The organism is Sphaerisporangium sp. NPDC049003, assembly GCF_043197795.1.
GTDB lineage: Bacteria > Actinomycetota > Actinomycetes > Streptosporangiales > Streptosporangiaceae > Sphaerisporangium.
Genome location: NZ_JBICTU010000009.1, coordinates 139,656 through 156,474 on the forward strand (window position 1 = coordinate 139,656; position 16,819 = coordinate 156,474).

The 16,819-nt window shown below is 70.8% G+C and carries 13 protein-coding genes and 1 tRNA gene; 8 read left to right on the forward strand and 6 right to left on the reverse strand.

Going from position 1 to position 16,819, the window contains the following annotated elements; all coding sequences use genetic code 11:
* Nucleotides 1-587: 587 nt before the first annotated feature.
* From ACGFIV_RS12400 to serS, 6 genes are all read left to right on the forward strand, one after another.
* Nucleotides 588-938 carry an STAS domain-containing protein gene (locus ACGFIV_RS12400; protein ID WP_358552734.1) on the forward strand — a complete coding sequence of 117 codons (351 nt, stop codon included), beginning with the start codon at nucleotides 588-590 and terminating at the stop codon, nucleotides 936-938.
* 41 nt (nucleotides 939-979) lie between these two features.
* Nucleotides 980-1,720 carry a glycosyltransferase gene (locus tag ACGFIV_RS12405; RefSeq protein ID WP_358552732.1) on the forward strand — a complete coding sequence of 247 codons (741 nt, stop codon included), beginning with the start codon at nucleotides 980-982 and terminating at the stop codon, nucleotides 1,718-1,720.
* A gap of 133 nt (nucleotides 1,721-1,853) precedes the next feature.
* The gene (gene mptB / locus ACGFIV_RS12410) at nucleotides 1,854-3,347 is read left to right on the forward strand and encodes a polyprenol phosphomannose-dependent alpha 1,6 mannosyltransferase MptB (RefSeq protein ID WP_358552730.1); all 1,494 of its coding nucleotides are present in this window, start codon (nucleotides 1,854-1,856) and stop codon (nucleotides 3,345-3,347) included.
* Between the two features lie 2,480 nt (nucleotides 3,348-5,827).
* Nucleotides 5,828-7,222 (forward strand): glycosyltransferase 87 family protein, encoded by a 1,395-nt coding sequence (locus ACGFIV_RS12415; RefSeq protein ID WP_392834365.1) that lies wholly within the window; start codon nucleotides 5,828-5,830, stop codon nucleotides 7,220-7,222.
* A gap of 53 nt (nucleotides 7,223-7,275) precedes the next feature.
* A complete protein-coding gene (pheA, locus tag ACGFIV_RS12420; protein ID WP_358552726.1) occupies nucleotides 7,276-8,196 on the forward strand; it encodes a prephenate dehydratase in 921 nt (306 codons plus the stop codon).
* Nucleotides 8,197-8,258: 62 nt separating this feature from the next.
* Nucleotides 8,259-9,521 carry a serine--tRNA ligase gene (gene serS / locus ACGFIV_RS12425; RefSeq protein WP_358552724.1) on the forward strand — a complete coding sequence of 421 codons (1,263 nt, stop codon included), beginning with the start codon at nucleotides 8,259-8,261 and terminating at the stop codon, nucleotides 9,519-9,521.
* A gap of 161 nt (nucleotides 9,522-9,682) precedes the next feature.
* Here serS and ACGFIV_RS12430 read toward each other — a convergent pair whose 3' ends face one another.
* A complete protein-coding gene (locus ACGFIV_RS12430) occupies nucleotides 9,683-9,886 on the reverse strand; it encodes a cold-shock protein (protein WP_262840623.1) in 204 nt (67 codons plus the stop codon).
* A 237-nt stretch (nucleotides 9,887-10,123) separates the two neighbouring features.
* On the opposite strand from ACGFIV_RS12430, the gene ACGFIV_RS12435 reads away from it, so the two are divergent.
* Nucleotides 10,124-10,921 (forward strand): HAD-IIB family hydrolase, encoded by a 798-nt coding sequence (locus ACGFIV_RS12435; protein WP_358552722.1) that lies wholly within the window; start codon nucleotides 10,124-10,126, stop codon nucleotides 10,919-10,921.
* Nucleotides 10,922-10,936: 15 nt separating this feature from the next.
* On the opposite strand, the gene ACGFIV_RS12440 is transcribed toward ACGFIV_RS12435, so the two are convergent.
* On the reverse strand, nucleotides 10,937-11,464 hold the full coding sequence (locus ACGFIV_RS12440) for a bacterial proteasome activator family protein (RefSeq protein WP_358552720.1): 528 nt from the start codon (nucleotides 11,462-11,464) through the stop codon (nucleotides 10,937-10,939).
* 15 nt (nucleotides 11,465-11,479) lie between these two features.
* The gene (locus tag ACGFIV_RS12445; RefSeq protein ID WP_358552718.1) at nucleotides 11,480-12,436 is read right to left on the reverse strand and encodes an NAD(P)H-quinone oxidoreductase; all 957 of its coding nucleotides are present in this window, start codon (nucleotides 12,434-12,436) and stop codon (nucleotides 11,480-11,482) included.
* 114 nt (nucleotides 12,437-12,550) lie between these two features.
* Between ACGFIV_RS12445 and ACGFIV_RS12450 the strand changes: the two genes are divergently transcribed.
* Nucleotides 12,551-14,854, forward strand: coding sequence for an AAA family ATPase (locus tag ACGFIV_RS12450; protein WP_392834373.1), 2,304 nt, complete (start codon nucleotides 12,551-12,553; stop codon nucleotides 14,852-14,854).
* Nucleotides 14,855-14,868: 14 nt separating this feature from the next.
* Here the strand turns inward: ACGFIV_RS12450 and ACGFIV_RS12455 are convergent.
* The 3 genes from ACGFIV_RS12455 to ACGFIV_RS12465 form a co-directional block, all read right to left on the reverse strand.
* Nucleotides 14,869-14,958 (reverse strand) — tRNA-Ser (locus ACGFIV_RS12455).
* 95 nt (nucleotides 14,959-15,053) lie between these two features.
* The gene (locus ACGFIV_RS12460) at nucleotides 15,054-15,779 is read right to left on the reverse strand and encodes a TIGR03943 family putative permease subunit (RefSeq protein WP_392834482.1); all 726 of its coding nucleotides are present in this window, start codon (nucleotides 15,777-15,779) and stop codon (nucleotides 15,054-15,056) included.
* A gap of 5 nt (nucleotides 15,780-15,784) precedes the next feature.
* Nucleotides 15,785-16,813 (reverse strand): permease, encoded by a 1,029-nt coding sequence (locus tag ACGFIV_RS12465; RefSeq protein WP_392834376.1) that lies wholly within the window; start codon nucleotides 16,811-16,813, stop codon nucleotides 15,785-15,787.
* Nucleotides 16,814-16,819: the final 6 nt, after the last annotated feature.

Here is a 16,819-nt window from a genome sequence, read left to right on the forward strand (position 1 = left end):
CTCCGACATCGCCCGGAACGTCGGGCACGGCCAGCGCCACATGCAGCTCCTGCAGCGCAGGATCGGGTGAGCGGCGTCGCTCGTGATGCCGCCTGCGTCACGGGGCTGGTGCAGGTCGAGCAGGCGCAGGCCGAGCTCGGAGAAGCACAGCAACTCCGCGCGCGCGCCCACGAGCATGTCCAGATCGTCGACATGCAGGCGTGTCTTGATCGGAACGTAACCATCTCTGTTGATCAGGGACTGGAATGGCAGGGCCGCGTCCCCCCAGGCGCGGGCCCTGTCGGTGCGGGCGAGGATGGCTTCCAGTCGCTCGCGCATGCATTGTCGCTGGGGATCCTCAGGGATCTCACTGTTCATTCGCGCTGTCGGGCCCGTCGCGTTCCACGCCCGCCCCTCCTTGTCGAAGTGATGACCGGACGTGGAGGTTTCGGGCCTCCCCCCCTTCCGGCCGAGCCGGTGTCGCATAGCGTTAAGCTTTGCGTACTCAGCGTTTTCGTGGGGCGGAAACGGGGAACTAAGGGCGGACGACTCTTCGGTTATCGCGGTAGAGCGTGACCCGAGGGCGGTACGGCGCTAGTGTGCCCGCTGTGGAGCTCAAGGTCTCGACTCGATCACATGCCGATCACGCCATCTTGACGGTCGTCGGCGAAATCGACCTATATACCGCGCCTCGTCTTCAGGCGGAGTTCACCCGCCTGCTGGAGACCGGGCCCAACAGGGTCGTCATAGACATGTCCGGGGTGGAGTTCTGCGACTCCACGGGCATGAACGTGCTGCTGTCCGCACTCAAGCGCATGCGAGAACGCGGCGGCAGGCTGGAGGTGGCCTCGCCGCGTCCGGCCGTCCGTAAGATCCTCCAGGTGACCGGTCTCGACTCGGTGTTCACCGTGCACGACACCATCCCTGCGGAGTTGCTCACGGCGGAGCATCCGGGCTAGCGTCGACCGGTCGTCAACGGCAGCCAATCGGACGAGGAGCGATGAGCGACCCATCCGCGAAGCCGGACACAGCGGTGATCATCTCGGCCAAGGACGAGGCCGACCGCATCGGCGCCACCGTGACCGCCGCCCTGGCCATCCCCGGGGTCGACCTGGTCGTGGTGGTCGACGACGGCTCGTTCGACGACACGGGGCGGGTGGCCAAGGCCGCCGGCGCGCGCGTCGTGCGCCACAGCCGCAACCGTGGCAAGGCCGCGGCGATGGAGAGCGGCGCGGAAGCCGTGCGCCTGTTCGACGACGAGCAGGCCCGTCACCTGCTCTTCCTCGACGCCGATCTGGGCGACACCGCGGGTGAGGCCGCGCGGCTGATCGCGCCGGTCCGCGCGGGTTCGGCCGACATGACCATCGCCGCGTTCAGCACCCGCGTCAAGCTGGGCGGCCACGGCTTCGTCGTACGGCTGGCGCGCGAGGGCATCAAGCGGGCCTCCGGCTTCGCGGCCGGCCAGCCGCTCAACGGGCAACGCTGCCTGACCAGGGCGGCGTTCGAGGCGGCGCGTCCGCTGGCCCACGGGTTCGGCGTCGAGACCGGCCTGACGATCGACCTGGTCCGCAAGGGATTCCGGGTCGTCGAGGTCGAGGTCGACATGGCGCATCGCGCCACCGGCACCGACTGGCACGCGCAGCTCCACCGCGCCCGCCAGTTCCGCGACGTAGCCCTCGCCCTGGCCACCCGCGAACACGTCCTCACCACCCTGAAGCGCCCCACGAACACCCCCCGCTGACCGACCACCTCACGTCCAAGTGAAGCGTTGAAACCGCCTGAAAGGTCGCGCGCCATCGATGGGGCTGGAGCGGGCTGAGCGCTGCGCCGGTGAGGTGGCGCGAGCGGGTCGCGGGGTGTGCTGGAATCGTCCGGTGGATCGGGACGTGATGCGGGGGCGTGGCGGGCCGGCGGTGGTCGCCGTCGCGGGCATCGCGCTCAGCGTCGCCGTCACGATCGCCATCGGGGCACTCGGCCCGTCGGCCGTGGTCCCCGCGCTGCGCGGGCCCGCGTGGCAGCCGCCCTACTCCCTGGGCGCGCACCCCGGCGGCCACCTGGTCATCGCCATGGAGGCGGTGGCCATCGTGCTGGGCGCCCTCGGTCTCGGCGCCGGGCTGATCGCCGCGCGGCGCGGCTGGGCACCCGATCCCCGCAGGCTCCTGCTCGCCGGATGCCTCGCCGTCGCGGTCCTGGCCTTCCTGCCGCCGTCCGGGTCGGCCGACCATCTGAACTACGCGGCGTACGGCCGGATGGCGGCCCTCGGCCACGATCCCTACGCCACGGGCGCGATCGCACTGCGCGGAGACCCGGTGGCGAATGCGGTCGAAAGACCCTGGCAGGAGGAGCCGAGCGTGTACGGCCCGGTCGCGACGGCCGTGCAGGCTCTGGCGGGCCTGATCGGCGGCGACTCGGTTCGCCTGATCGTCTTCGTGCTCGCCGTCGTGAACGCCGCCGCCTTCGTCGCCACGGCGCTGCTGCTCCACAGGTTCACGAGGGACGACCGGGCGCGGCAGGCTCGCACGGCGCTGCTGTGGACGGTCAACCCCCTGGTGATCTACCAACTGGTCGCGGGGATGCACGTCGACACGCTGGCCGTCGTCTTCGCGGTCGCCGCGCTGGTCACCGTGGGAGGCAGGCGCTGGTGGGCCACAGGGCCGCTGCTGGGCCTGGCCATCGCGGTCAAGGTCAACGCGGGGCTGGTCGCGCTCGGCCCGGCATGGGAGCTGCGGCGGCAGCCGAGGAAGCTCGCGGTCGTGGCGGGCACGGCGACGCTCACCGTGCTGGTGGCCTATCTGCTGGCGGGTCCGCACTCGCTCGACCAGGTGCTGCACGCCAGCAAGTCGATCTCGTGGGCCACCCCCTGGCACCTCGTCCAGGGCGGCCTCCAGGCACTCTTCGGCTCGGGCGCCTATCGCGTCTGGATCCAGATCGGATCGCTCCTCCTCCTCGCCCTGATCGCCGCCTCCCTCCTCCGTCTCGGCACCGAGGTGTCGCCTGGTGGGAGGAGTGAGGTGCCGCCCGGTGGAAGTGAGGGGGCGTGGGTGGCCGTGGGGGTGGTCGTCGCCTGGTTGTTCGCCACGCCGTACGCCCTTCCCTGGTACGACGGGCTGGCGTTCGCGCTGCTGGCGACGGTATCGGCGACGGCCCTCGACGGCTTCATGGTCGCGCGCCTGGCCGTCCTCTCCCTGGCGTACCTTCCGGCACGCCAGGACGACCAGCCTCTCGATCTCCGATGGCTGGTCACGGTGGTGCGGGGTCAGGTGGTGCCGTGGATCCTGCTGGCGCTGACGGTCGTCCTGGTGTGGTGGGCCCTGAGCGCTGGAGCGCGCGGATCGACGCGGCGAGGGTCAGCGGCACCGCGACCGTGAGCGCCATGGCCGGGATCGCGATGCCGGAGTCGTTTATCAGGAAGCCGACCAGCGCGGTGGTGAGCACGCCGAACAACCCGGCCCGCAGCGCCGGGGCACGCGTGTAGGCGAGGCTGAGCGCCGAGGCGCCCCACCGCGACGGGCGGGCCAGCACGAGGTAGAGGAACGCCAGCGCAGCCAGCGAGAGCGCGGTGAGCTGCCAGTTTCCGAGCGTGCCGAGCATCGAGCTCAGCTTGCGGCCGATGACAGGCAGCGCCTCGCCCTCGATCACCTGCTGGACGAACGCCCCCAGATGCGTGCGCTGGTCGCTCGGACGCAGCCAGTCGGCCAGCGCGATCACGCTGATGAGGACCGCCCCGGCGACGGCGACGAGCGCGAGCCTGCCCGCCGTCACGCGCCGGCCGGCGAGCATCATGAAGAACACCGCGAAGCCGAGGACGAACGCGGGCACGCCGCCGAAGTCGGCGCCCCACGCGGGCCACCCGTCGGCGAAGATCGCGAGCAGGCCGTACGCGAGGCAGACGGACAGGGCGGTCACGCGTCGCCCGCGCTCCATGAGCACCTGCGCCACTCCGGCGAGAGCCAGGATCGTGCCCGTCGCGTACACGGCGAAGGCGATGTTGCTGAAGCCGTAGAACCTGCCGCCGGTGACCGGCTCGTAGCCGGTGACGGCGTTCACCTGGAGGCGCGACCCGGTCATCACGTCGATCATGAGCGCGAGGGACGTCACGCCCGCCACCACGGTGAGGGGGCCGAGCACGTGGGCACGCCACGGCCCGGCGAAGGCGAGCGCCGCCGGCAGCCCGGCGAAGCCCATGATCGTGAGGATCAGGGCGGCCATCGGGTGGGACAGGTTCCACCAGGGAACGAGCTGCGCCAGGAACGTCGACACCGCCACCGCGCCACTCGCCACGGCCAGAACCCGCGTGGCCGCCAGAACCCGTGTACCACCCCAGCGGCGGCGGACGGCGAGGGCGGCGAGGCCGTAGAAGAGCAACTGGACGGTGACGAGGACCGCGTAGAAGGGCGCGCGCACCTTGACGAGGACCTGGCTGGCCAGGTCGGCGTCGGACAGCTCCCTGACGCTGTCCGAGACGGACGGCGATGCCGCGCCGCCGGACATCCAGGGGCGTCCGACGGATCCCTCGGGAACGGGCGCGCCGAGCAGCCCGAGAACCGTGGTCGTCAGGTCGGTGACGGTGACCAGGGCATCCTGGCGGGTCGACGAGGCCGTCAGGTGGCCACGGCGGTACGGTGCCCCGGCCGGGGACGGCCCCTCGGCCATGGCGACGTGGAGGTGTGAGGAGGCGGACGCGTCGGACAGGCCGGCGACGAGGGTGGTGGCTCCGGCGGGCAGCAGCCGCAGGATCTCGCCCACCCGGCGGTCGGCGCCCGCCACCGCCTGGGCGCGGGCCCGCCGGGTCAGGTCGGGGGGCGTCGCGGTCGCGGTCGCCCCCGGCTGGGTGATCCAGGCTCGGGCGAGGTCGTCGACGTCGGCCACCACCAGCGCGTACCGGCTCAGGTCGCCGAGAGCACCGGCGCTGTCGGCATATTTCGAGATCTTCCCGGTTTTGTCGGCTGCGCCGAGCGCGGCTCCGGGGCCGACGGCCGCCACGGTGCCCCCGGCGTCGCGTACGGCCTGACCGAGCAGGCCGATCGTGGCGCGGTAGGAGGTGGCGGCGTTGAAGGCCGCCAGCTCGGCCCACCCCGGCACGGTCGCCGAGCCGTCTGCGGCCCGTTTCGGCGCCGGGGGGAGGGCACACTCGCTCGCCTCCGAGCCCGCCCGCTGGCCGGCCGAGACCGTCAGCCACCCGGCGACGGGACAGGTGCTCGGATGGTTCGGCCGGGGATAGGCGCGGATCGACATCGACGCCGACGCGCCCTTCCCGGCCAGCGCCCACAGGTTCGGCGTGCCGGTCTCGTTGAGATCAGCCCACCGCAGCCCGGGGACGCCGACCAGGACCACATGCCGCGACGGCGCCACGAGGGCGCTCGCCGGAGCACCGCCACGCGAAGCCGCCTGCGCCGCACCGCCCCATAGAGCCACCAACGCAAGGACGCACACCATCACCCCCCAGGCACGCGGAGCACGCTCAGACCACGCCGGAAACCGAGGACCCCCCCGACGCCCGCGCCGCGGCTGGAAGAGCCCCTGATGACCCGGGCCGCCGGCCCGCCGGGTCTCGGGGTCGGGCCATCTTCGGAGTCGAGAGCTTCCTTGGCGCTGGGGTTGTGCCCGGGAGAGATCGCGGGGTGGTTGTTCGCGACCCACGAGAGGGGGCGGGACGGGGTGGGTCGTGGCGTCTCGCGTGTGCAACGGGAACCTCGCTTCCACCCTCTGAGGACGACTTCGCCTGAAACCTTAGCCAGAACCCCGGGCCTTCTTCGCAGCTCAAAGATCATCTTGTGGACGACCGGCCGGAAGCGGGGATTCGACCGCGGACCAGGTTTCGCGAGGGCAGGCGGTAGCCTGCCACGTCGTGGGGACTGGTGAGGTGGCGGTGGCCGGGCGGCGGTGGTGGACATGGCCGCTCGTCTTGCTGATCATCGGCGTGGCCGCGGTTCCGCTGGTGAGTTACTGGCTGACCAATCCCGCGGATCAGCGCCTGGTCGACCTGGACGTCTACCGCACCGGCGGCGAGAGCGTCCTGCTGGGGCTCCCGGTCTACGACGTGATCACCCCCGCGCCCCAGTTGCTGCCGTTCACCTATCCGCCGATCGCCGCGCTGCTGGCCACTCCGCTCGCCGCGATGTCGTGGCCGGTGGCCCAGTGGGTGTGGACACTCGGAGTCCTCGCCTGCCTCACCGTGACGGTCTGGTACAGCTTCCGGGAGCTTCTGGCACGCGCCGAGCATCTCGTACGCCCGAGGCGGCGCGTGTGGGCGGTGGCCGTGCTGTGCGGCGTGCTCACGGTGGCGTGCATGTATCTGATGCCGATCAGGGATCAGGTCCGTTTCGGCCAGGTCGACATCCTCCTGGTGATGCTCTGCCTGGTCGACTGCGTGGCCCGCAGGCCCTGGTGGCCGCGCGGCATGCTGATCGGGCTCGCCACGGCGGTCAAGCTCACACCCGGTGTCTTCCTGATATATCTGCTGATCACCGGGTTCGGGAAGGACGGCGTGCCCGAGCAGCGGAAGACCTTCTTCATGGCCGCCTTCACCACGGCGCTGCTGACGGTGCTGCCCTTTCTGGTGATCCCGCACGACGCCGCCGACTTCTGGTTCTCCGCCCTGCTGGACTCCGACCGCGTGGGGTCCAACACCTCCACGACCAACCAGTCGATCCGTGGGATGCTGCTCCGCCTCTACCTGCCCGGGTGGATCACTTCGGTGCTCTGGCTCGCACTGCTGGCCGTCGTCGCGTGGTACGGCTTCCGCCACGCCCGCCGGGCCCTGCTCGAAGGCGACCGGATGACCGCGGTGGCGTTGACGGGACTGCTGGCCGTGCTGCTCTCGCCGGTCGCGTGGATCCACCACCTCGCCTGGATGGTCGTGGCCCTCGCCGCGCTCGCCGGATCCCGCCTGCGCGCCGCTCCGCCCCCTGAAAGCGCGGGAGCCGCCACAAGCGCGGGAGCTCCCACAGTGGGCCTGTGGAACCGGCTCCGTGGCCCGGCCTGGTTCTGGGTGCCGGTGGGTGCCTGGATCTATTACGTGCTGCCGATTCCTTGGTGGGGCGTCTCGCTGCGCGCCGCGGAGATTCCCGTCCTCAGCCCCGTGGCCGGGCGGATCGTCCAGGACGCCTTCGGGCTCGGCGCGATCGGCGTCATGTGGCTGCTCGCCCGTCGTACGAGCGGCGCCCCGGCCACGACGGGCCGTACGAGCGGCTCCGATGACGCGTCAGCTGAGCCCCGTATCGTCCCACGTAAAATCGGGTAAAAGGCGTAAATATGCCGGGTAGGGGGTGGTCACCGGCCGGTAGCCTCTCTGGTATGCCGAAACTCGCCTACCTCGGACCCGAGGGCACCTTCTGTGAAGCGGCCCTGCGGATCCTCGCACCGGACTCCGAGCGCCTGCCCTGTGCCAACGTCACGGCGGCGCTGGAAGCCGCGCGGAGTGGCGAGGCCGACGGCGCCGTGGTCCCCCTGGAGAATTCCGTCGAGGGCGCGATCACCGTCACGCTCGACGAGCTGGCCTGGGGCGAACCTCTCCTGATCACCGCCGAGCTGCTGCTGCCCGTGGAGTTCTCGCTGCTCGTACGGCCCGGCACCGCGATGCCTCACATCAAGCGGGTCTACACCCATCCCGCCGCGATCACCCAGTGCCGCAACTTCCTGGCCCGCGAGCTGCCCGACGCCGTGGTCGTCGCCGCGCCGTCGACGGCCGCCGCCGCGCTTGAGGTCTCCATGTCCGGCTCCCCGTACGACGCCGCGATCGGCCCCGCCATCGCGGGCGAGCACTACGGGCTGGTCGAGCTGGCGTCGCGCATGGGCGACCGCGACGACACCGTCACGAGGTTCGTCCGCGTCTCCCGGCCGGGGGCGCTGCCCGAGCCCACGGGGGCCGACCGCACCTCTCTGGTCGCCTTCCTCCGCGACGACCACCCGGGCGCGCTGCTGGAGATGCTGAGCGAGTTCTCGGTACGCGGCGTCAACCTGACCCGCATCGAGTCGCGTCCGACCGGCGACGGCATCGGGCGCTATTTCTTCCACTTCGACGCCGAGGGGCATGTCGTCGAGGAGCGCGTCGGCGAGGCGCTTTCCGGCCTGCGCAGGCTCTCCGACGATGTGCGCTTCCTCGGCAGCTACCCCCGGGCGGACGGGCTCTCGCCGCAACTCAAGAGGGGTACGACCGACTCCGACTTCGCCGAGGCGGCCGACTGGATCACCAGGATCCGTACGGGACAGGTGTAACAGATCACATCCGGCCGCAATAGGCGCGCGAGCGCCGGTCGGACATCGGTAGCCTTTGTCACGTGATTGACCTGCGTACCCTTCGTGAGGACCCGGACCGGCTACGGGCGTCGCAGCGTGCCCGCGGTGAGGACGACTCCGTCGTCGACACGCTGCTCGACCTGGATGAACGCCGCAGAGGCGCGCTGAGCGGCTACGAGTCGCTGCGCGCGGAGCAGAAGAGCGTCGGCAAGTCGGTGTCCACGTCCTCCGGCGACGAGCGGGCCGCGCTTCTCGCGCGTGCCAAGACGCTCGCGGCCGGCGTGAAGGGCGCCGAGGCCGAGGCCGAGAAGCTCGCCAAGGAGCTCGACGCGCTGCTGATGGCCGTGCCCAACATCATCGAGGAGGGCGCCCCCGTCGGCGGCGAGGACGACTACGTCGTGCTGGAGGAGGTCGGGGAGAAGCCGAGCTTCGACTTCACCCCCCGCGACCACCTGGAGCTCGGCGAGATGCTCGGGGCGATCGACACCGAGCGCGGCGCCAAGGTGTCGGGTGCCCGGTTCTTCTTCCTGACCGGCGCGGGCGCCCGGTTGCAGCTCGGTCTGCTCAACATGGCGATGCAGCAGGCCATCGAGGCCGGCTTCACGCCGATGATCACCCCGGTGCTGCTCAAGCCCGAGGCGATGGCGGGCACGGGCTTCCTCGGGTCGCACGCTTCGGAGGTCTACCGGCTGGAGGCCGACGACCTCTATCTCGTCGGCACCTCGGAGGCCCCCATGGCCGCCTACCACTCCGACGAGATCCTCGACGGGAAGTCCCTCCCGATGCGCTATGCCGGGTGGTCGTCGTGCTTCCGGCGCGAGGCGGGGTCGTACGGCAAGGACACGCGGGGCATCATCCGGGTCCACCAGTTCGACAAGGTCGAGATGTTCTCCTACTGCCGTCCCGAGGACGCGCGCGAGGAGCACGCCCGCCTTCTGGAGTGGGAGAAGGAGATGCTGGCCAAGGTCGAGCTGCCGTACCGGGTGATCGACACCGCGGCGGGCGACCTCGGTTCGAGCGCCGCCAGGAAGTTCGACTGCGAGGCCTGGCTGCCGACGCAGAACCGCTACCTGGAGCTGACCTCGACGTCCAACTGCACCGAGTTCCAGGCCAGGCGGCTCGCTGTGCGCTACAGGGACGCCGAGGAGAAGCCCAGGCACGTCGCCACCCTCAACGGCACCCTGGCGACCACACGGTGGATCGTGGCCATCCTGGAGAACCACCAGCAGGCCGACGGCTCTGTGGTGGTGCCCAAGGCACTGCGCCCATATGTCGGACTGGACGTGCTGGAGCCGGTCAAGTAGACGCTTTTGTGATGAGTAAGCCGCTTATCCCGACTTGCGGGTAAGCGGCTAACTCTCACACTGTCTGTTACGAATGTCCGCTTTGTCAGAACGGCGGGCTTGTTATACGACACGAAGGCGGGGTTCGCCTGACGCGAACCCCGCCTTCTGTGTGTCAGTGGTCAGACGGCGCGGACCTGCGACGCCTGCGGGCCCTTCTGCCCCTGCGTGACCTCGAACTCGACCCGCTGGCCGTCTTCGAGGCTGCGGTAGCCGTTGCCGACGATCTCGGAGAAGTGCACGAAGACATCCGGAGCTTCACCGTCGGGTGCGATGAATCCGTAGCCCTTCTCGGCGTTGAACCACTTGACGGTTCCCTGAGCCATTAAAGCTCTCCCTGCAATTGATCTTGGGGTTCACACCTCGCGAACCCCGGGTTGTGTCGCACAGCTTCCCGGGGCCGCTCAGACAGTCAAGCTGGTTCTGCACATCGGGTTCAGCTAATACAACGCCACCACATCTAACACCATCAGAGCGCCTTTGTTCCCCCTCCTGGCGAGATTCTTTTACTCTCTGGGCTGACGCCGGACCTGGGCCCAGCACAGGGCAAACTAGACGTTGTTATGGTCAGCCCCAGACTCGTCGCCACCGACCTGGACGGCACCGCCCTGCGGTCGGACGGCACCGTCTCCCCGCGCACGGCGGCCGCGTTCGCGCTCGTCGAACAGGCGGGTGCGGTCCTCGTGTTCGTCACCGGCAGGCCGCCCCGCTGGATGGGAATCGTCGCCGGGGCGGTGCGCCACCGCGGGCTCGCCATCTGCGCCAACGGGGCGCTCGTGTACGACCTGCACACCGAGCGCATCGTCGAGTCCCACCTCATCGACCCCGAGGTGCTCTCGGAGGCGGTGCGCCGCCTGCGTGACCGGCTCCCCGAGCTCAGCTTCTCCGTGGAGTACGAAGGAGGGTTCGCCCATGAGAGCGAGTTCCGGCTCGGCGGCTGGGACAGCCGTGAGGCCTCAGGGCTCCGCGTGGGCGCCGCCACGCTGATCTCACGGCCCTGCGCCAAGCTCCTGGCCTTCCACCACAACATGAACCCCGACCTGCTCCACCTCATCGTCACGGAGGCCGTGGGCGATCTGCTGACGGCCACCCACTCCAGCGGCAGAGCGCTGATCGAGATGAGCGCCCGGGGGGTGACGAAGGCCACCGCGCTCGCCACGCTCGCCAGGCGTCACCTCATCAACGCGGGCGAGGTGGTGGCGTTCGGGGACATGCCGAACGATCTTCCGATGCTCGGCTGGGCCGGCACCTCGTACGCCGTCGCGAACGCCCATCCTGACGTGCTCGCCGCCGTCACCCATGTGACGGCGGCCAACGACGACGACGGGGTCGCCCTGATCCTTGAGAAGCTCTACGGGTGACCGGAGGGGCCGCGGCTACAGGTAGGGGCCGGAAGCGCGGTGCGGCGGCTGCTCCTCCTGCGACATGCCGCCGGGCAGGGCACGCCGCATCTGCTCCAACTGGGCCCTGGCGGCCATCTGCTGCGCGAACAGCGTGGTCTGGATGCCGTGGAACAGGCCCTCCAGCCAGCCGACGAGCTGGGCGTGGGCCACGCGGAGCTCGGCGTCGCTCGGCGGGGGGCTGTCGTCGCCGCCGGTGAACGGCAGGGACAGCCGCTCAAGCTCGTCGACGAGCTCGGGGGCGAGGCCGTCCTCCAGCTCCTTGATAGAGCTTTGGTGGATGTCCTTGAGGCGCTTGCGGCTCGCCTCGTCGAGAGGCGCCGCGCGGACCTCCTCAAGGAGCTGACGGATCATGCTACCGATGCGCATGACCTTCGCGGGCTGCTCCACCAGCTCGGCGACCGAGCGCTCCGAACGCTCCTCGTGCTCGCCGTTCTCCCCCTCGACCGTCAGGCCATCGGGGCCGACGACCACGATGTGCGGGGTGCTCTCCTCAGCATTCATGCCATTCAACCTAGCTCACCTGGCCAGCAGGACTTTCCCGATATGGTCACCGGATTCGAGGATCCGGTGGGCCTCCGCGGCCTCGGCCATCGGCACCACCGCGTGGACGATCGGCCGGACCGCTCCCGCCTCCACGAGGGGCCACACGTTCTCACCGACCCCACGGACGATGACGCCTTTCTCCGGTACGGGCCGGTTGCGCAGGCCGGTGGCGTGGATGGAGGCGCGCTTCGCCAGCATCGCGCCGAGGTCGAGCTCCCCCTTCGTGCCACCCTGGAGGCCGATGACCGCGAGCCGCCCGCCGGTGTTCAGCACGGAGATGTTCTTCCGCAGGTACTTCGCGCCCATGATGTCGAGGACCACGTCGGCGCGGACCTTCTCGGCGAAGTCCTCCTCGCGGTAGTTGATCGCCTCGTCCGCCCCGAGTTCGAGGCAGCGCGCGACCTTCTCCGCCGTGCCGGCCGTGGTGATCACGTGGGAGCCGAAGGCCTTGGCGAGCTGGATGGCGCAGGTGCCGATCCCGCTCGCGCCGCCGTGGACCAAGAGCGTCTCCCCGCGCCGCAGCCGCGCCGTCATGAAGACGTTCGACCACACGGTGCAGGCGACCTCGGGCAGAGCGGCGGCCTCCACGAGCGTGATCCCGGAGGGGGCGGGGAGCACCTGCTCCCAGGGGACGGCCACCTTCTCGGCGTAGCCGCCGCCGGCCAGCAGCGCGCACACCTCGTCCCCCACAGCGAAGCCCTCGACGTCCTCGCCGACCTCGGCGACCACTCCGGAGCATTCGAGGCCCGGGTGATCGGGGGCGCCGGGCGGAGGCGGATAGAGGCCCTGCCGCTGCATCAGGTCGGCACGGTTGACCCCGGCGGCGGTCACTTCGATCAGCACTTCTCCCCGTGCTGGACGGGGATCTGGAACCTCCCGCCACTCCAGCACCTCGGGTCCACCGGGCTGGGATACAACGATCGCGCGCATGCGACCAAACTATCCGGGTAGCCAAGTCGGCGGTTGACCACGTTGGTCGTGATTGCGGGCGGTAATCTTCAATCTATTTGCTGCCCCTTTAGCCCAGTCCCGAGGGGGAACACGGTGGCAAGACACGATCGTGAGGATCCTCACTCCCTTGAAGAGCAACTCGCCTGGCTCGACGCCATCAAGGAGAACGAGGAGGCGCCCGTCCCGGTGACCGTCACCGCGGACGACACCGTGGTCTCGCCATATCCCAAAGATCCCTGGGCCATGGTTCCCGCGGAGCCCCCGGCGCCGTCGTCGCCGCTGTTCCGCGCCGCAGGCGACCCGGTGCACGGCACCACGCAGCCCGACGACACCGCGGCCGAGCGCGGCAACGACACGACCGAGCTCCGTCCACCGGCGGCCGAGGGTCTCGGCGGCTGGGGCAAGAAGGAGGACGTCCCGCCGTCCTCGCCGGGCGGCGGGCGCGAGACCGGCGCCTTCTCGGCGCCCATCACAGGGCCGTCCGAGCCGCTTTCCCGCTCCGGCACCTCCTCGTCCGCGGGCGGCTCCTTCGGCGAGCGAGCCCCGTCCTCAGGGGCGGGTGCGTTCGGTGAGCGCTCCCCGTCCTCCGGGAGCGGCGCCTTCGGAGCCTTCGGCGACCGTCCCGCCTCCTCAGGCAGCGGCGCGTTCGGCGAAAGGCCTTCGCCGTCCGGCAGTGGGGCTTTCGGTGAGCGGTCCCCGTCGCCGTCCGGCAGTGGGGCTTTCGGTGAGCGGTCCCCGTCGCCGTCCGGCAGTGGGGCTTTCGGTGAGCGGTCCTCGTCGCCGTCCGGTAGCGGGGCGTTCGGTGAGCGGCAGTCGCCTTCGGGCGCAGGCGCGTTCGGGGAGAGGTCCGCGTCCGCCGCCGGCGGTGCCTTCGGCGAGTCCGCTTCGCCGGCCGCCTCCGCCTCCGCGCCGTCCGCCCCGGAGCAGTCCGTCAGCGACGACACCGACAGCTTCACGTTCGGCTCGCTGACCGAGGAGCCTCCGGGCGCCACCGGCTCCGGCTGGGCCCCTATGGGGCCCCTCACCTCCGGCAAGGGCGACACACCCAAGCCGTACGAGCCGGAGCCCGAGACGACCGGCGAGCAGTCGGTGCGCGGCTGGCTGGAGGCCGCGCTCCCGGCGGCGGAGACCGTCGAGGCCGACCCCGAGCAGGAGCGGTTCAACGCCTTCATCTCAGCGGGAGGCCCCGACACCGATGATGTCGTCGTGCCGCGCGTGGAGCACGCGCTGTACGAGCCCGAGAAGCCCCCGCCCGCTAAGCGGCCACCGGCGCCCGCCACCGAGGCCAAGGCGCAGGCGGCCCCGTCCCCCGAGCCGGCGACGCAGGAAGACCCGCCCGACGAGCAGCGTGAGCCCTACCGTGCGCGCCGGAGGCAGTCGCCGCAGCCGGTGCACTCCCTCCAGCCGGCCTTCGGCGCGCCCACACGCCAGACAGGGGCCGCCAAGGCGGCGATCGGCGTCAGGCAGACCGCCGACAGCCTCGACCCGGTGTCGTTGCTGCGCGGACGCAGGAACGCTCCTGCGGGCGGCTGGCGCAAGCTCGTCTTCAAGGCGTCCGCCGGGCTGATCAAGCCGGGGGAGTCCCCCGAGGTGCGCCGCCGCCGCGAACTGGTCGCGCGCGCCCGTACCCCGGTCGCGACCGGGCATCACCGGGTGGCCGTCCTCAGCCTCAAGGGCGGTGTGGGCAAGACGACCACGACCGTGGGCCTCGGCGCCACGCTGGCCTCCGTACGGGGTGACCGGGTGATCGCGGTCGACGCCAACCCCGACCGCGGGACGCTGTCGGACAAAGTGGAGCTGGAGACGTCCGCGACCGTACGCGACCTGCTCAACGAGCGGCAGCAGATCAAGCGATATGTCGATATAAGAGCGTTCACCTCCCAGGCGCCCTCGCGGCTGGAGATCCTGGCCTCCGACCGCGACCCCTCGGTGTCGGAGGCGTTCAGCGCCGCCGACTACCAGTCGGTCTCCCAGGTGCTGGAGAACTTCTACTCGATCTGCCTGACCGACTGCGGCACCGGCCTGCTCCACTCGGCGATGTCGGGTGTCCTCGGCCTGGCCGACCAGCTCGTGCTGGTCAGCTCACCTTCGGTGGACGGCGCGAGGGCCGCGTCGGCGACCCTCGACTGGCTGGAGGCGCATCACTACGCCGACCTGGTCAAGGCCGCGACGGTGGTGCTGTGCAGCGTACGGCCGCGCTCGAAGTCGACCGTCGATCTCGACCGGCTGGAGGCACACTTCGCCGCCCGCTGCCGCGCCGTGATCCGCGTGCCCTACGATCCCCATCTGGAGGAGGGCGCCGAGATCGACCTCGACCGCCTGCAGCCGGCCACGCGGGAGTCGTACCTGCTTCTGGCGGCCTCGGTGGGCGACAACTTCGGAGGCGCCCACGCCTGACTCCGGAGGGCCTGTGGCGGAGGGTGTGGGATTCGAACCCACGAGGCCGTCGCCGACCTGGCCGCTTTCAAGGCGGCTGCACTCGTCCACTATGCGAACCCTCCAGTGCGACACCAACGATAGCGGTGCCGGGCGGGCGCTCGCGCGCGAGTAACCGTCGTACGGCCCTATTCGTACGGCTCGTCCTTCCTACGGCCCGTCATTCGTACGGCTCGTCGGGCTGCTTGACCTTGACGACGGCGGTGGCCCTCAGCTCGGGGGCCACCGTACCCTTCGGCAGCTGGTCGTACGGGGTGGGCACCCACGCGCCCGTCACCTCGACCCACGTGTCGTCACGCGGCGCGGGGACCCCGAGCACGGCCACCTTCAGGGGGAACGCGTCCGCCGCGCAGCACCGCAGCTGCATGCGGGTGAGGTACCACTGGCCCCTCTTCTTGGAGTGGATCGCGAAGCCGGTCAGCTTGACCTGCCTGTCCAGCAGCGAGCGGTTCGCGTCGCCCCAGGCCCGGCCGATGAACTCGCCGAGCGGCATGACCGCCGGCCTGTCCCGTGCGAGCACGTCGTACGCGTCGAGCGCCGACGGTCGCGGCTGGGGTGTCTCGTCCCGCTCGGCGGCGAAGGATCCAAGTGCGGGCGGGGCGATGAGGAAGATGGCGATCACCGGAAGGCAGAGCAGCCAGGCCACCCGGGGCCCGTGCCGGTGCTCCCCCGCCGGTCCGTGCTCGGCGGCGGCCTGCGCCTTCGGGACGTACGGCTTGTGCCACTCCTGGACCAGGCCGAGCGCGCCCAGCGCGAAGATCACCAGACCGGCCGCGACGAGCAGCGGCCGGAAGCCGGGTTTGACGTAGTTCACGTACATGGTGGACAGGGCGGAGACGCGCAGGATCGCCCCGCCGAGCAGGGTCATCACCAGGCTCTGGGCCATACGGTTCACAGAAGCACCCACGCCACCAGAACACTCACCAGAACGGCCAGCGTGAACGTCAGCGGGACGAAGCGAAGCGCGAAGGCCCGGCCGAACGTCCCCGCCTGCAACGCGATCAACTTCAGGTCCACCATCGGCCCGACCACCAGGAAGGCCAGCTTGGCGGTCGGGGAGAAGGCCGTGAGCGAGGCGGCCACGAAGGCGTCCGCCTCGGAGCAGATCGACAGGATGACCGCCAGCACCGCGAGGACCAGCACCGACAGCCAGGGAACGTCGCCCACGGACGAGAGCCAGGACCGGGGGACCACCACGTTCAGCGTCGCCGCGGTCAGGCCGCCCACGACCAGGAACCCGCCCGCGTGCAGGAAGTCGTGCCGCATCGCCGACAGGAACGCCGCCCACCGCGACTCGCCCTCACTCGCCGTACGGGAAGGGATGCGCAGCCAGCCGGGACGGCCGAGCAGCTGCCAGGCCCAGCCGACCAGTACGGCGACGAGCAGGGAGGCCGCGAACCGGCCGGCGACCATGAGCGGCTGACCGGGGAACGCCACGGCGGTCGCCACCAGGACTACCGGGTTGATGGCCGGGGACGCCAGCAGGAAGGCGAGAGCCGCCGCCGGGGTCACCCCGCGCGCCATCAGGCCCGACGCCACGGGCACCGAGGCGCACTCGCATCCGGGCAGCACGAGCCCGGCCACGCCCGCGACGGGCACGGCGGCGTACGGCCGGCGCGGCAGCACGCGGGTCCAGAAGGACGGCGGCACGAATGCCGTGATCGCCGCGGACAGTGCCACGCCGAACACCAGGAACGGGACGGCCTGCACGCAGATCGCCACGAAGATCGTGGACCAGGCGCGCAGGGCCGGCGCGGTCAGGTGAGGTGAGAGGAGGAGGTTGCCGAGGAACAGGAAGCCCACCAGGGCCGCGAAGACCCAGGGGAGAACCTGTGCTTCGGGAGCTCGCCGTCCCCACGTCGGCGGGGGGACCGGACTGTCGGGCTCATCGGTCCAGTCGAGTGTGGTTCGGTCGCTCATAAATGG

Coding starts and splice junctions, on each gene's coding strand:
- ACGFIV_RS12465 (WP_392834376.1), bottom strand. CDS start 16,813: ATGAGCGACCGAACCACACTCGACTGGACCGATGAGCCCGACAGTCCG.
- ACGFIV_RS12405 (WP_358552732.1), top strand. CDS start 980: ATGAGCGACCCATCCGCGAAGCCGGACACAGCGGTGATCATCTCGGCC.
- ACGFIV_RS12440 (WP_358552720.1), bottom strand. CDS start 11,464: ATGAATGCTGAGGAGAGCACCCCGCACATCGTGGTCGTCGGCCCCGAT.
- pheA (WP_358552726.1), top strand. CDS start 7,276: ATGCCGAAACTCGCCTACCTCGGACCCGAGGGCACCTTCTGTGAAGCG.
- ACGFIV_RS12430 (WP_262840623.1), bottom strand. CDS start 9,886: ATGGCTCAGGGAACCGTCAAGTGGTTCAACGCCGAGAAGGGCTACGGA.
- ACGFIV_RS12445 (WP_358552718.1), bottom strand. CDS start 12,436: ATGCGCGCGATCGTTGTATCCCAGCCCGGTGGACCCGAGGTGCTGGAG.
- ACGFIV_RS12435 (WP_358552722.1), top strand. CDS start 10,124: ATGGTCAGCCCCAGACTCGTCGCCACCGACCTGGACGGCACCGCCCTG.
- ACGFIV_RS12460 (WP_392834482.1), bottom strand. CDS start 15,779: ATGGCCCAGAGCCTGGTGATGACCCTGCTCGGCGGGGCGATCCTGCGC.